Consider the following 14,575-nt stretch of genomic DNA (forward strand, 5'->3'; position numbering starts at 1 on the left):
TTTACTATGTTTTTAGAATACTCGACTTTATTATTTTTAACAAATTGAGAGTTACATAGGAACTCGTACTTACTTTGAGCTTATCTACACAAATCGTGTAAGGATTTCTCTTTTCAGGGTTCATACTAATAGAACCTTAACCAAGAGAAAGGAGTAATTATGACTGAAGAGATCAGACTAACCAGAGATATACATAATTTTGTCCGCGGCCACCTTAGCTTGGACGAGTCATTGAGGCTTTTAGAAGAGATTATTGAATCAGAGGAATGGATGACGCATTTAGAAATCGATATGCTACTGTATGACATGGCAAGAAAGAAACGGGAAAAGGTAGGTGTTAAACCTCCTATTCCCATCTTTTATTAAGAAGTGATATTCTCAGATTGAGTAACTCCAACCGATACAGCAAAACATCCATACAGATAACCTGCTGCCTCAAGTATTCCCAGGATAAGGAATAAAGTTGTGTCAATTTCACCGATTTGAAGCTTTCCGGCTGAGATTGATCCGGCAATGGCCAGACTGGTAACACCACTTTTAGCTATATCCTTGCCCTCTTCCGGGGTTTTGCCTCTGAGTAGCTTGATGATTGCAGGAACGGCGGTAATAGTTTTTTTAAGTCGTCTGATCATTGTGATGATGGATTTAAGGATTGTTTTGGTGTGATTTCAATTTCGAGTGCTCGTATTCTGTCTTCATGATCTTCAAGCCGGAATGTTGAATGGTTTTGATGGTTCTCCATTGAATTCTTCAGCGTTTCCAGGTCAATACTTTGAATTCGCTGTTCGGCCTGAATATTGATCATCAACTCGTACCACTTTTTGATTTCGGCGGTTTGATTGTTGATCGAGTCATAGATCCCGGTTAAAAAGAGACAGATGATTGTGGTCATGATGACCTCTTTGTACCTGCTGATGTATGATTCAATGTGATATGACAGGTTAGACTGGTCTGGCTGTTGTTGCATGAAGTTTCAGCGCCTCATCAAAGGTTATGGTTTTTCTGTTGGTCTGGCAGAAGAAGGTTCCATCCACCACAGATTGATAGTAGTAGAGACCGTTTATCCGAAGCCAGCGTAATGGCCGCTGTTTCGGAGTAGATCCACTCCATCCATCAACATGTAAGCCAATGGCCGGAATATCTGCTTTGGTTGTCGGGCATTTGTAGCTCCAGTCGAAATACAAGCCCACTCCCTGAAATGGCCAGGTTGTAGCAAGCAGCCAGTGGTTCATCGCAGAAGCCTGTTGCACACGCCATTGAGTAAATAGCAGACAGTCAATGGCTTTGCCTTTTCCGTGCGATCTCTGGTTATTTCTGCGCCATGCAGACGTAATCATAGTTGGGATACCTGTCCACTGTCGCCATGCCAGGAATGATTGCAGGAATCCGGTATCCATTCTTCCGATAGAGTCCTGGATATCAAATTCACTGATCTTAAAGTGGCCACCATAAGCATCAATTAAAGCGAGATAGTCTGATCGAGTCATCGTCTCCTCCTGCGTCTGGATTTCCACCAGCAATATCCAAGACCGATGGCCAATGCTCCGGCTTTATACTTAAATGGAATCTCTTCATTGATGTAGTCTTTGGCAGTTTTGATGAGATCCTTTTTGGTTTCATTATTTGACTGATTATCAACTGGTGATTCACCAAGGCCGGGAGTTGGTTTTGAACAGCCACAACCACAGCCGAGTCCATTATCGTAGATGTATTTTGATTTACTCATGTAGGATGATTTTAGGTTAGAGGACAAGTTTTAGTAGTACAGCAGCTCCGATCAGGCCACCACCAACAAGTGCTGCTTTCTTTTTGCCAATTCGATGATTTCCGTTGATCACAAGTTGATCTCCTTCCACTTTGACAAATGGTTTACGGGGAGTGGTTGCAACTGAAGGTTCACTACCGGCATCCGGTTTCGGATCAACAATGGGGTGACTACCTCCGGTTTTGGGATTTGAAGTAGTCGTGGTAATGATGGGTTGAACCACCGGCTTTGATATTGTGGTAATTACAGGAACAGGCTTTTTAATGGGTTCGGGTTGCAAGACCGGTTGTCTTACCGTGAGAGTTTTTACCACCGTTGGCTCAATAGTTCTTTTGACTGTTGACCCACCGGATGAATAAGAATCAACGGGTTGAAGAATCATCCTGTCATCGTAAAACATTGGATCTGTTTCCCGAATGGCGATTCGTCCGAGACCGGCCGGATGTTCATTGTGCACATAGCTTGATTGTGAGCTCATGGATTATGTTTTGTGAGTTAAAAATTTATAGGAGATGAAACCGGCCAGTACCATTGGAAGTATCATTACTGAAAATGAAGATGCTTTTGATACACCAAGCATCGATTCAATGATCTGTTTTCTCCTCAATACATCTGATCCATAGTCTTTGCCGGTTGTAACCATATCAGGAGAAAGGCCGGAAGAAACTGCGGATCGAACCCTTGATGCTCCGGCATTGTAGGCAGCAACCGCTGGTTGTAGCTCTCCATGAAACTGGCGAATCAGTTGAGACAGAAACTCGGCTCCATAATGGATATTTGCCCGATGATCATTGTTTGCAAACCGATTGGTAAACTCAGGGTGGTATCTGCGATCAATTTGCATGATGCCGATACCATTGCCGTGATCTCCAGTCCAGTTAGAATCCAGATTCAAACCCATGTTGCTCTCTCGTGAAGCGATGGCCAGTAGAAGCGCAATCGGAACATTATGTTTGATTGCAGCCTCATGAAAATAGCCGATCAATCCACGAATGCGGACATAGGTGAGCTGGGAGGAAATTTGAATTGTGCCAGGCATTAAACAACCGCTTTACAGTTGAATCCAACCTTAACAGATTCGCCTGGCTGGATAGTGAACTGATCTACTTCAGCCAATGCTCTTCGAGCTAATAACCGTGGTGAATAAGCATTTGAATTTGTTCTGTTGCCATACAGACCGATCTCTCGCACAGTTATTGGATTGGCACCTCTATTTTCAAATATGCGCTCAACTGGGAAATAAACCTCATTTACTACATCATCGATTACGAGATCACCAATATGCATACCATGATGGACAAGCGCGCCATCTTCATACCCATGAGATATTCCATGTTTGTTGTTATCGTCAGGGGTCAGATTCGTGTCGGTCATTGATACGAATTTGTTGTCTTCACCAAGACGAACACCAAATTGCCATGAATGAACATTCGTTGAGGTTCCGGGTGATATTCCGGTTCCACCTCCACCCAAACCACATGCCAGATTCCATTCAACACCATACGTATGTGATGCATTAGGATTTGCACAACGGTGTAAAGCATGCATGAACTGTTCTGTCCATCCTCCGTTTGAACCATTCAGGTCAGTATCCTGATTGAAATTTTCAATCTCTGATAGAATTTCATAGTCAAGGGATAGTGTTGAGGCATGGTCAAGGTTAACCGGCGAGCCCAATATATCACGAGCCATGAGCATATCGTTGCCATACAAAGCAGATTTTAACCCGATTTCTGCAATTTGTTTAACGACTCCTGATTCGTTTGTAAATGGCCTTGATATAGTGAATTTGGAGCTTTTTTGATCCGTTAAAACACTCGATAAGGAAACATTTCCCTGATTGCACCCTCGTTTGAAATATCCCGGTAAACAAAGATCAGAAGCTTTTACTGGTCTATCGTCAGTTCCAATGATAGGAAACCACCTCAATGGCATACGCTGATATGAATCCCACCACTCAGTTTTATGGTAAGAACCAATACCAATACCTGAAGCTCCATCCCATTCACCAGTTACGGAGGGTGCAATGCCTTTTATTCTCCAGTTATAACGGCTTATGCGTTGATGGATGTAAGGGGTTTCCCCTTCATGAATCGAAAATTGTCCGTTTAGCCCCTCAAGGCCATGAACCCCCTGAATACATAGCATTTGTACATTTCCGCCATTGTAATCAATCCAGTTATCAACTGTGATATCTACGTCTCCGTCTGCTTTGACATTTATGGCTGTGATGTTTCTCTCGCCATATTGAGTGTTCCAATACTTTGGTTCTCTATGGCCGGTCATACACAGACGAATATACTTCATCAGGTTGGCGACAAAGCTCTCACACTTCATTCTGTATAAATGCTGCTCATTCAAGGTAAGGTCGCAGAACATATCAAGTCCAGAGTTTGACCGACCAATGTTTAAATCAGTTATAATTTTTTTCATAATTAAGTAATCGTAATGCTATAAGAGGTTTTAAGATTATTGCCACTCGATGACTGACTCGATTCATTATCAAGTGTCTTTGGCGCATCAATTACAGATTCAATGCTTGCTGGTGAGTCAGAACTCATGGGTTCCGTAGTGGTAGCTGATCTGGTGGTTGGTAAAGATTGAGAAACGAAATCGATGTCAGATAGGGGTATTAACTCAAGCTCAACTTCTGTAGTAAGTTTACCACCAACCTGCATCGTTATTCCGGGAGGAACGATCACCATATAAATCGGTGATTCGCCAACTCTGTCTGAAATTGTTCTTGATCGAACCCGGAAGTAATGACGGGTGTCTAAGTATGTAGTGGGAAACCACAAGCGATGATAGCGTACCATATTTTGTGGTTCAGAGTTGTACTCGGGTGTGGTCATCAAGTCATCTGGAGATATTCCCCAATCCATTTGAGATGATGCTTTTTCACCTGTTGCCCAGCTTACCTGGATAGAACCATCCAATAACATTCCGCTGACAACACGCATTTTGAAGGGTTCTCCAAATTGTTTTCCTGAAATCTTACTCATGTTAATTCGCCCAGAAGATTTCAGTTACCAGTGCCTTGGAGTCTGCTTCAGCTCCGCTTGCATCATCCCATAGCCCCATGAAGGCACCTTTGTATAGTTCTCCATAGGTTCTCAAATCAAAATGGAGAGTTTCTCCGGCCCGGATTTTGAAGGTGTAGTGATTGTCCGTGATTCGCTGGCCGTCAAGTGCAATCATCAACTCCCCATTGCTGTTGTTATGGACAATCACACCCAGTCGGCCCGGATTGGAGTTCACCAGGCGAACCGGGGAATTGCCTTGACGCATCACCGGGGAAATGGACGTACCAATTCGTTTTCCGGAAACGGTAGCCAGAGAACCGGAACCACTGCCACGCATTTCGCTTAACAGGGAATCCAGTTTGGCAGAGAGTTCACAAAGTGCTTGAATGAGCTGATTCCACATATCAAGCCTCTTCGGTCATCAGTTCATCCTGAACCACATAGCATTCACACAAGAAGCTGACTTCTGCTTTCTGTCCATTTGCATTGGTGGCGTACACATCGAATGGTACGTTTGAGCCGACAATGAATGGAACATTGGCATATTTGCCGTCGAACTCATCATTGATCTGATCGATATACAGCTCACTGCGAACCGTAGTGTTATACACCTTCATCGAAGAGGTGACATCCGGCCGGTCACTGCTCATGGCAATTCGCCGGACTTCAACATCTACGCTTTTGCTTTTCACTCCGAGATCAGCGTTGATTCCACCGGCAGGCACCGATGCATGTCCATACAAAAACCGGGGTACCGGAACGGGTGAGCCTATTTGAGCATACGCAGAACGTAGTTTACTCATGGCGTATTGATCGTACCCGATCAATTGGATATTTACAGTCTGTTTGGATGTTGCCTTGTTTTCAAGCTCGAATACGATGTTGTTGTTCTTCTGAATAATGAAAGGAGCAAAAAGTCCGTCAATCGATTTGAAAAGGGTGTGTACCACGGAAAGTTGCACGTCCCTGAACATATACAGGTCTTCGTTGAGCCGTGCCGAAACCATGATCTTGTTCATATCCTGGCTGTATGGAAGAATTCTCCGAATACCGAAGCTTTCTCCACCCATCCCGTTCATGATAATTTCACCCTTGCTACCGGCAGCAAGCTCCAGGGATTTAGAAGGGTTGTAGGGAGAGGATTCTTTAGGGGGTAAAAAGTTCTTTATGATTCTCATATCTATCTGCTTGGTTAGCCACGGTTGAAAAAAAATCACCGGCCACGATTAGTTGTGACCGGTGAATGAGAGGTTGGTTTAAGCGTCCACTTCTGCTACAACCAGCGAGGCACGAAGCCAAAGCTGGCCTTGTCCGGATTGCGTCCAGTTCTCTGCTGATGGGAAAACCGATGCATCGTCAAAATGCACAGCCAGAGATACTGTCTGGTTTACAGCCAGATCGAAAGGATCAGCCAATCGGTATTCACCGGCAGATTTCAAAGTGGCTGTTCGCTTGTAAGCGGCCACCGCATCCACGGTATTGTCCGTAGCGGAAACCAGTTGCAAACCGGTTCCGGCAAAGTTGGAGAACTCGCTGATTGGAGCACGGAGAAACTCTTTGTTGTCGTTGTCAGCCTGGAGCAGAATGGCAGCATCCTTCAGGCCGTTGACGATGGCACGGGCATCGATTCCGTGCTGTGGATCATCCTCGATGAACTGCTTGGTGATCTCAAATGAAAGGCCAAGAATTCGGCGCTTCATCGATCCCGGAAACGGATTGTTTACGTAGTTGTCTCGGGTAACTTTCCGAGTGGCATTGGCAGGAAAGAAGTTGATAACAGAATTGTTCTGTTCAACTTGCTTTGTGTCATAGTAGGTTTTGATTCGTGCAGTTGCAGGAACCAGTGCTTTTTTACTGATACGATTGCTCATAACTCGTGATGTATTAAGGGTTTATTTTTTGGCTTTTAGCCGTTGAGTATTACCAGTACCCCCCTTATGTGCTGTCAGAGCTATGAGACAAATGGTTACACTTCGATGGTGTTCTCCACCTCGAATGATGTCTCCACGTCAGCTACATGCTGAGTGGTTTCGGGAAGCCGGGGCTGAGAAGTATATACGTGTCCGGTATCTGCTCTGCGTTGGCCACCAGTGATATATCCTGATCCATCCATCAAGCCTTGTGATGGTGTCCAGTCAGGCATAATGAATTTGATGATCTCCATTACCCCCTGAACTCCCATACCCATTGCAAGACCACGGATGTGGTTATTCTTGCTCATAAGCGTTAAGAGAACGCCTGCGGTTAAAGGAATTCCGGCTCGTGTTGCTTGCTGGATGGTAGCAGATGAATTTCCTGTCAGTATGGGGACGGCCAGTGCATTCACCTGAGCTGCTACAGCTTGGCCACCAAGAATGTATCCGGCGGTAATCGCCTGCTGTTTAAACTCGGAAACAGCCTTCTCGGTTGTGATTTTGCTTTTTTTTGCCATGTTACTGCGTCTTTGGTTTGGGTTTTCGATTATGTGTAGCTCGGAAGGATTTTTTGCGAATACTCGCTCTTTCATAAGCACCTTCTCGGTTATGTCGGGCGGGCTCAATTAAGAATGCCCCTGCCGTCTATGTTTACGTTAGCGATGATGTACACATCACCGTATTTGTACACCGGTCGCTTTCCGGAGTCGAAGTAGTGGAAGTAATGGTTATCCTTACCTTTTTCATCATCGGCATAGATTACCTTGTCACTTACATACAAGATTCGGTCGGCATTTCCGGCACTGAGTAGTTTCTCGCCCGAAGGTGGAAACAGCTCATAGTCGTAGTCGTCGGCTGGGAAATGGTGAAACTCTTCAAACATTTCAGCCGCTTTTTCACTATTCATCGCTCCTTTGGAGAGCTTCATTAAACTGGTTGGAAATACAAAAATGGTGGTTCCGTCTGCATCGATGATCATAGCCAGATCATCCCGTTCTGCTTCAATTCGCTCCATCATGCCACCCTCATCGATGATCTCCAGCTCTTTTACAATTCCTGCATAGACCAGGGGTTTTTCGTAAAGCGTTTTAAGCAATGCCGGTCGATTTTTGGCTTTTGGTCGCTTACCTGTTCCACCGGAGGAGTTCTCCCGGAAGGTTCCTTTTGAACCTGATTCTCCTTTTAAGGCTCCAACATCACGAACCGTGATGGCCTTTTTGATCTTGTACGTGGGAGCGATTCGGTTGATCTCTTCATAGAGTTCATTCCGGTCGGAATAGCTTACCGCTACCAGCTCGTTGACGACATCATTGAGTTCGATCACCGTTTTCTGGTTTGTATCGAGATCCGTTTTAGCCGTTTCAAGTTCCTGACGGGTGGAGGTAAGCACCCTGCCAAGTTCGGCCAATGTCTTTTCAGTTTGTTTTAAATCGGTGTTCAACAGCTCCAAACGACTCTTGGATGTTCGTTGCCAGGCTCGTTCCAGGGCAAGGAATAGCTCAGCAAGCTTGCGGGTGATAATTGGCTGCCACTTTGAGATTTTGAACATATCCAGAGTTTGTTTGATCTCTTTAAAGCTTCGATCTCCGCCTGACTCGTCTGTTTTCGTCTTCTCCGCTTCGATATCTACTCCATACTCACGATAGAAGTCTTCTTCGGTGGCAATGATATTTCCAAGGTTGCCCGAAATGGATCGTCCTTGGCCGGTCTTTTCTTCCAGTGACCACCCGAAAGTTTCGCCAAGTTCTTCTTTGGCCATTCGTTTAATCGAACCCCAGTTCGCCTTGTTGTAAAAAGCTCTGTCCGGCATATTACTGTCGGGAATCAGATGAAACCACACCCGTCCATTTTGGTTGTTTTCCGGCACATCCAATTCAGCCTTCATCCGGAAGCTGGAAATTCGCTTCGTATCTGATGAAAGCTCAACATCGATTTGATAAGGTTCTCCATTCCATCCGAACTGTAACTGGAAAAGATTCTGCTCGATGGCCTGCTTCGCACTTGCCGGAAGCTGTGAGGTTTGCAGGGCTTTTTCTCGCTGAACTACAGACTGCATCTTTTCCTGCTTCGAAGTGATATCATGAGTCGCCTGCTTCTGGCTGGACTCTAACCGTTGCACTTCAGATTCCAAGTTCCCAATCCTGTCTTCAAGCAGGTTTTTTTGCGCCAAGGCTTCAAAGAATTGCTTTACCCGTGGATCGGAGTTGGTAGCGGCCACCATCTGTTCGTACTCCAGTGATTCGCTGTCACCATCAGTGATGGTTTCTCTGGCTGTTCCAAAAAACAGATCATCGATCCAGCTCTGTTTCTTCGATACAAGTTCCAAGCGGTATTGGTCAAAGGAGTCCTGCATCAAATAGTAGTGGATGTTGACTTCTGGATACTGATTTCCCTGGCGAAGTCCACGGCCATTACGCTGCTGAATCTGTGAAGGCGTATAGGGTACATCCATGTGGTGCATATCGGTTGTCCACTTTTGCAGGTTCATGCCCTCTGCAATGGACTGATTGCCAATCACCACCCGGTATTTGCCTTGGTTAAAATCATCTTGCACTTCTTTCTTCAGTGCTTCCTTATCGTCCTTGCTGCTTACCGAATAATCGGAACCATCTTTATTGGTACCAATGATCGCACCATTAATGATGGCGATCTGTTCTTTTGGAATACCGGCCTTCACCAATTCGGATTTAATTAGCTGATGGAAACTACCTCCCTGAGACTGATGAAGGCTGATCCAGTCGCAGAAAATGATCTGATTGCGGATAGCCGGATTGCCTGGATTTGATCGACTTGCCTTGATCTTCTCCCATTCATCATTCAGCTTCTGAGCACGCTCCTTTGCCTCTTTTTCACTGCCGAAGATTCCTTCATCCCATGTATGTTCAGGCTTCTTATCCTGCAATATGTGTAGGGGTTCATACATCTCCTTTTTATTATCCCATACCACCCAATACCCGGATTTTTCTTTAACCACACCCTTGCTGGTTATCACCTCTACATGAGAAGGGTTTGATCTCATATGTGGCGGTGAAACTGCATTTCGTTCTCTGCCGTGGCGATTGAAGTAATCCCCGTAAATGTCTTCTGATTGAGCAGCCGGTGCCGGATTGGAACGTGCCTGATACGAAGTGGCCACGGAGTCCACCAATGCACCAAGCTTCAGATAGGTTCGATCAATTCCTTCAAAATCCTTGTCATAGACACGCAGATCCGTAGCAATCTTGCTTCCATCTCCGGTAATGACCAGGAAATTATCCCTGGTTTCGCACTGCCGGTCTTTCATGCAGGCAAGTACGTCATTAGCTCGAAGGATGATATCATCGAAGAGAAGCTTGTGAAGGTCACTTGGCTCAATGACCACATTTCGGGAGTTGGCTTTTGGCCGTTTGAATTTCGGCTCCAGTACTTTGGGCTTCCCGTCAGATCCTTTAACCGGCTTGCCGTCACTACCCAGAATGTAGTCTGGATACTCTTTGTAGAATCCAATGAGCTGATCATAGCTCTTAATGTCCATCACTTCATCGATGATCTTCCGCATTTCCGGCAAATTGTAATAACCGGCCACCACTCGTTCAGACCGGTATTCGCCATTGGTCTTTTTAACGATCTTCTCTTCCTCCCGGACAAACAGGTTGATGAAGTTATCCAGGTTTTCGATTTCGTACTCTTTGAGCAGATCAGGGGCGCAAAGGTTAAGCATATGCCATACTTCCACCGGTGAATTAACTACAGGTGTTGCCGTCAGTACAAATACATTCCTGTACCCAATCTTACTGAACAGCCATCGGGTTTTCTGAAGAGCATCTTCAGCTCGTTGCGAAGGCTTATTGGCAGAAATTCCCAGCTTGGCTGCTTTCGCTGAACCGAGTGCATTTTTATAAAAATGGGCTTCATCAAAAAACAGACAGTCCACACCCAGTTCATCGAAAAAGATATCCGTTTCGAGGCGTTTGGCCTGCGCTACATTTCGAAGCTTGGTTTCCCACTCTTCCATCTGCTTTTCCAGGCGTTTCATCATCGAAGTTTTCGCCTGTTTGGAAATTGCTTCATCCTCATCCAGCAGCTCTTCAAAGTTCTCCAACATCTGGTTGAAGTACTCAATGCGCTCCTGGTAGATCCGGGCCTGCTCTTCAGGAGAAAGCGGAAGCGATTTAAACGCATGATCGGCAATGAAAATGGCATCCCAGTTGTAGAGTTGCGCCATTGACAGCTCTTTATGCTTGCTGTCTGATGTCATTTTCATATTCAGAACTTTTGCATCGGGAAACAGCATCATATACTCTTCCACCCATTTTTCCTGAACCTTACCAGGTACAACAAACATTGGCATTTGTGCAGCTCCCTGTTGCAACAGAACCTGTGAGGTAATGATTGAGGCGAGGGTTTTACCGGCTCCAACATCATGGCAGTTGGCACCTTTACCGTTCCAGACCAGCTTTTCAGCGATTGCCCGGTTGTGTTTGTACACGGTAAAATCTTTTACCCCGTAAAAGGTATCACTCATTCCACGAACACGTAGAGTACGGCCGTCAAACGGGGGATTCACAACAGCGTTGTAGGTGTTATTGTAGGCCGATTCGATGAGTTGCCGAATTTCAGTGGAGGCTTTCGTCCGTACCCAGTTATTGAACTTTTTAGGCACATGCGTCAGCATCCGGTTGTTATTCTGCCGCTGAATTTTCCGTGCCCGCTCAATAAGAATCTGCCCTTTATCACCGGACATGGACAATGCTTGCTTCAGCGTCATGTTTGGAAGCAGCTCGTCATTTTCATCGTAAAACTTCAGCGGGAAGGTACTATCCTGAATGTAGGAGTTGATGATTTTGGTAAAGGGAGTCTCGCCCCATCCTAAATTCCAGTCATCATTGGTTTCATCGCCACCGGAAACGTACCGTCCCCACTTTCGGAGCTTCATGTAAAACCGATTACCCAGATCCGCTTTATCTTTCACAAGGCCAATCTCTACCTTGTCGTAGTTCATCTCATCTTTGATCCACTCCTCAATAGCTTTGGCTGGCAGATAGGTAAAAATGTGCTGTGGATCGACTGTGATATTGTAGATATCAATCCACTCCGGAACCACTTCTTCAAGTGCAGAAATATTCTTTTCAAGCTCGTTTTCACGGGCAATGGCCAGCTTTGACCGAACATTTCCGGCCAGGTACTCATAGCGGAATTCATGACGTGAAGACTCCGGGTTCCAGTAAAAATCTGGATGTGATTCCAGAGCTTCCAAAAGTTCGCCAGAGGTAGCCGTGCCTCCTTTGTACACCGACTGGAAGAAATCAATATCAAGCGACTCACCAATCGACCGGCCAAACATGGCCAGCTCTGCCAGATCAGCGGAATCACCGATGGTGGGTACATAGTTACGGTTGAACATGGAATCGGCATCGATGATATCGGCATAAACCAACTCGCTGTTCACCGGATCACGTTTCACCAGGGTAGTTAGTTTGTAAAGCCGGTTGTCGTATTTGAAAACCGAGCGAATATCTTCGTCTTCATCAGGGATTCCGAATGATTCAATGTGGCCGGAGAGAAGCTCTTTAAATTCACTTCTAAGCGCATCCTTTTCGGTAGTTTCCCGTGCCAGTGCAGTAACGTAATCATCGTATTTGTCCAGAAGGTGACAAGCAGATCCAATTCGGTTTTTAAGCCCTTCACCTTTACCGGATAGCGGAAGAGCCTTGAAATACCTGCGCTGTTTTTCATAGAACTTGTTTTCATGCAGGACAATATTCCCCGGATGATACTCCCGGTGAATATCCAGCATGATCCCATCATCGGGAATATCATAAAGTGGCATTTGTTCCGGTAGCGGATAGACAAAGGACATTTCATCCGATAGAGCTTTTGAGATCACAGAATCCGTCAATTGCCCCTTCACGCCCATACGGGAAAAGAACTGGACGTTATGCCCCTGAATGTGTTCACCCAATACGTTTTCAGGATGCTTTTTGTAGTAAGGGTTGAAAGACGCACGATAGGTCTCACCATTATACTCGTGCGTGCTTTCAATCAGATCGTCATATGCAAATAGCCGGTTCAGTGGGCTGTCCACATCCGGATGAACCTCACCGGAATGATCGCCATACTTTTGGAAGAACAGAATATCGGTCGTAACCGACGTGTCGGCATTATCCTTGAAGGCCGAGGATGGAAGCCGGTATGCGCCAATAAACCTGGCACGCTGTACCATTGCTTGGCGAATAGCCGGATCTTTCTTATCCATCGTACCGGTGGACGTAATCACAGCCATAAATCCACCCGGTTTGAGAGAGTCCAGAGATTTAAGAATAAAATAGTCGTGAATCCTTGGGCTAAGGGGTGCAAGCGGATCTCGCTGGGTATGAATCTTCAAATCACCAAACGGCACATTCCCGACAACACCGGTAATGTTGTAGATAGACAGATCACTATCAGCAAAATTTTCATGTCGGACGGTCTGCCTTGGATATAACAGTCTGGCAATCCGTGAACTGATCGCTGATCGTTCAACCATAACCATTCGGTAGGCATCCCGATCTGGCAGAAAGCCCGCAAAATTTCCAACTCCGGCTCCCGGCTCTAAAACATTTCCGCCGGAAACACCCATCTTTTGAAGCTTATCCCAGATGAACTGCACCACCGAGTAAGAGGTGTAGTGTTCATTGAGCAGGCCACGTTTGCCACTGGCTTGTTCATCGCTATAGCCAAGCCCACCGGCTCCGGTATATTTTCGCAGTACATCAATATCGGCTTTGGTGATTGCCCGATCTTCTTTCTGTAAAACCTCAATGGCCAGCTCATTGGCTTTTCGGCGCTCGGAGGCCGTCATTTTGATCGGCTGATAGTTTTTCAGCTCAGCGTCAGAAAATCTGCTTTCAAATTTCGATTCTCCCGTTCGATCTCGTTTACCTTCATGGGATGGGCTGGCTGATTTTTCCGGTTTTTGAGCCTCTTGGAACAGACTGTCAAAATCCACACCGATAATGGAGCCATGCTTTCTGAATAGTTCCAGGGCTTCCTGGCGATGCTCTTTGGGAAACTTATCCAGGGTAAATGCCAGGGCAAGTTTCTTCACGGTTTCGCCGAATGCATTCTGAAGTTCTTTTACTTCATCCGATGGGTTTTCCCGAATCGTTAAATCTTCCTGAAGCCGGTCGAGATCTGCTAAATAAGGTTCAAGTGCTTTGGCTGCTTTAGTATTTCCCATATCCGCTTTCCATGCCAGATCGGTCAGCTCCAAAAGCAGTTCACCATTCAGATTCCCATTCTTGTACGGATAGTGGGAAGCCGCAGAAATCATCGACATTCGCTTGGTTTTGATCTGGATCTCTACCGGTGTGGTTTTATCAACCACAAGAATAAAGTGGTGTGCACGGTATCCATCAGCCGGACGGGCATACTTATCTTCATGTTCCCAGACAGTTCCAAGCTCGCCATCCAGAATTCGTTTAACAATGGCTTCAACCTGCTTTTGAGAATCGAGCACGGCCATGCACCCGGCAATATCTGTGAGTCCGGTCGTGTATTTTTCACCCGGTTGGTCGGCAACTTTTACCGTAAATGGAAATCGTTTACGAATCAGTTTTCCCAGGGTAGAATACATGGTCTTGATCCGGCCTTTTACCAATAGTGGCAATCCGGTATCGATCAGCTTTTGCATGACTGATTTCAATGCAGGCAGATAGGCGTTTTTCTGCTTGATTAATGCTTTGATTTGTGGCGTCAGTTCGGCGCTGTCAATCGGAACCGTATCGCCCGGAACCAGTGGGTTTGGATCGTCAATATTCGCAAGTCCATCCCCATCCCAATCGCCTAACCAGTGATCAAAGTCATCCTGGTGGATTTCCTGAAGCTCGTCGATATTTGTCTTAATCTGCGACATA

14 protein-coding genes are annotated in these 14,575 nt (G+C 45.7%); 1 reads left to right on the forward strand and 13 read right to left on the reverse strand.

Features of this window, described 5'->3' with window-relative positions:
• Positions 1-159: 159 nt before the first annotated feature.
• Entirely contained in the window at positions 160-366 is a 207-nt protein-coding gene (locus BG260_RS04385; protein WP_069130729.1) for a hypothetical protein, read from the forward strand.
• Here BG260_RS04385 and BG260_RS04390 read toward each other — a convergent pair.
• The 13 genes from BG260_RS04390 to BG260_RS04450 all read right to left on the reverse strand — a co-directional run bounded on the left by BG260_RS04390 (position 363) and on the right by BG260_RS04450 (position 14,574).
• Positions 363-632: a hypothetical protein gene (locus BG260_RS04390; RefSeq protein ID WP_069130730.1), complete on the reverse strand. Its 270-nt coding sequence runs from the start codon at positions 630-632 to the stop codon at positions 363-365. The genes BG260_RS04385 and BG260_RS04390 overlap by 4 nt on opposite strands.
• Positions 629-892: a hypothetical protein gene (locus BG260_RS04395; RefSeq protein ID WP_141691514.1), complete on the reverse strand. Its 264-nt coding sequence runs from the start codon at positions 890-892 to the stop codon at positions 629-631. The genes BG260_RS04390 and BG260_RS04395 overlap by 4 nt, the downstream gene beginning before the upstream one ends.
• Before the next feature lie 49 nt (positions 893-941).
• Positions 942-1,514, reverse strand: a complete 573-nt coding sequence (locus BG260_RS04400) for a hypothetical protein (RefSeq protein ID WP_245683894.1) — start codon at positions 1,512-1,514, stop codon at positions 942-944.
• Positions 1,484-1,726 (reverse strand): hypothetical protein, encoded by a 243-nt coding sequence (locus BG260_RS04405; protein ID WP_069130733.1) that lies wholly within the window; start codon positions 1,724-1,726, stop codon positions 1,484-1,486. The genes BG260_RS04400 and BG260_RS04405 overlap by 31 nt, the downstream gene beginning before the upstream one ends.
• Before the next feature lie 16 nt (positions 1,727-1,742).
• Positions 1,743-2,243 (reverse strand): hypothetical protein, encoded by a 501-nt coding sequence (locus tag BG260_RS04410; RefSeq protein ID WP_069130734.1) that lies wholly within the window; start codon positions 2,241-2,243, stop codon positions 1,743-1,745.
• Positions 2,244-2,246: 3 nt separating this feature from the next.
• Positions 2,247-2,804 carry a transglycosylase SLT domain-containing protein gene (locus BG260_RS04415; RefSeq protein WP_069130735.1) on the reverse strand — a complete coding sequence of 186 codons (558 nt, stop codon included), beginning with the start codon at positions 2,802-2,804 and terminating at the stop codon, positions 2,247-2,249.
• Entirely contained in the window at positions 2,804-4,198 is a 1,395-nt protein-coding gene (locus BG260_RS04420) for a hypothetical protein (protein ID WP_069130736.1), read from the reverse strand. Before BG260_RS04420 ends, BG260_RS04415 begins: the two co-directional genes overlap by 1 nt.
• 2 nt (positions 4,199-4,200) lie before the next feature.
• Complete coding sequence (locus tag BG260_RS04425) at positions 4,201-4,767, reverse strand: hypothetical protein (protein WP_069130737.1); 567 nt, start codon at positions 4,765-4,767, stop codon at positions 4,201-4,203.
• Between the two features lies 1 nt (position 4,768).
• Complete coding sequence (locus tag BG260_RS04430; RefSeq protein ID WP_069130738.1) at positions 4,769-5,191, reverse strand: hypothetical protein; 423 nt, start codon at positions 5,189-5,191, stop codon at positions 4,769-4,771.
• 1 nt (position 5,192) lies between these two features.
• Positions 5,193-5,966: a hypothetical protein gene (locus tag BG260_RS04435; RefSeq protein ID WP_069130739.1), complete on the reverse strand. Its 774-nt coding sequence runs from the start codon at positions 5,964-5,966 to the stop codon at positions 5,193-5,195.
• 78 nt (positions 5,967-6,044) lie between these two features.
• Complete coding sequence (locus BG260_RS04440; RefSeq protein WP_069130740.1) at positions 6,045-6,659, reverse strand: hypothetical protein; 615 nt, start codon at positions 6,657-6,659, stop codon at positions 6,045-6,047.
• 95 nt (positions 6,660-6,754) lie between these two features.
• Positions 6,755-7,219 carry a hypothetical protein gene (locus BG260_RS04445; protein ID WP_141691515.1) on the reverse strand — a complete coding sequence of 155 codons (465 nt, stop codon included), beginning with the start codon at positions 7,217-7,219 and terminating at the stop codon, positions 6,755-6,757.
• Positions 7,220-7,323: 104 nt separating this feature from the next.
• Positions 7,324-14,574, reverse strand: coding sequence for a helicase-related protein (locus tag BG260_RS04450; RefSeq protein ID WP_069130742.1), 7,251 nt, complete (start codon positions 14,572-14,574; stop codon positions 7,324-7,326).
• Position 14,575 lies beyond the last annotated feature (1 nt).

The sequence above is a fragment of the Rhodohalobacter halophilus genome, assembly GCF_001715195.1.
In the GTDB taxonomy this organism is placed as follows: domain Bacteria; phylum Bacteroidota; class Rhodothermia; order Balneolales; family Balneolaceae; genus Rhodohalobacter; species Rhodohalobacter halophilus.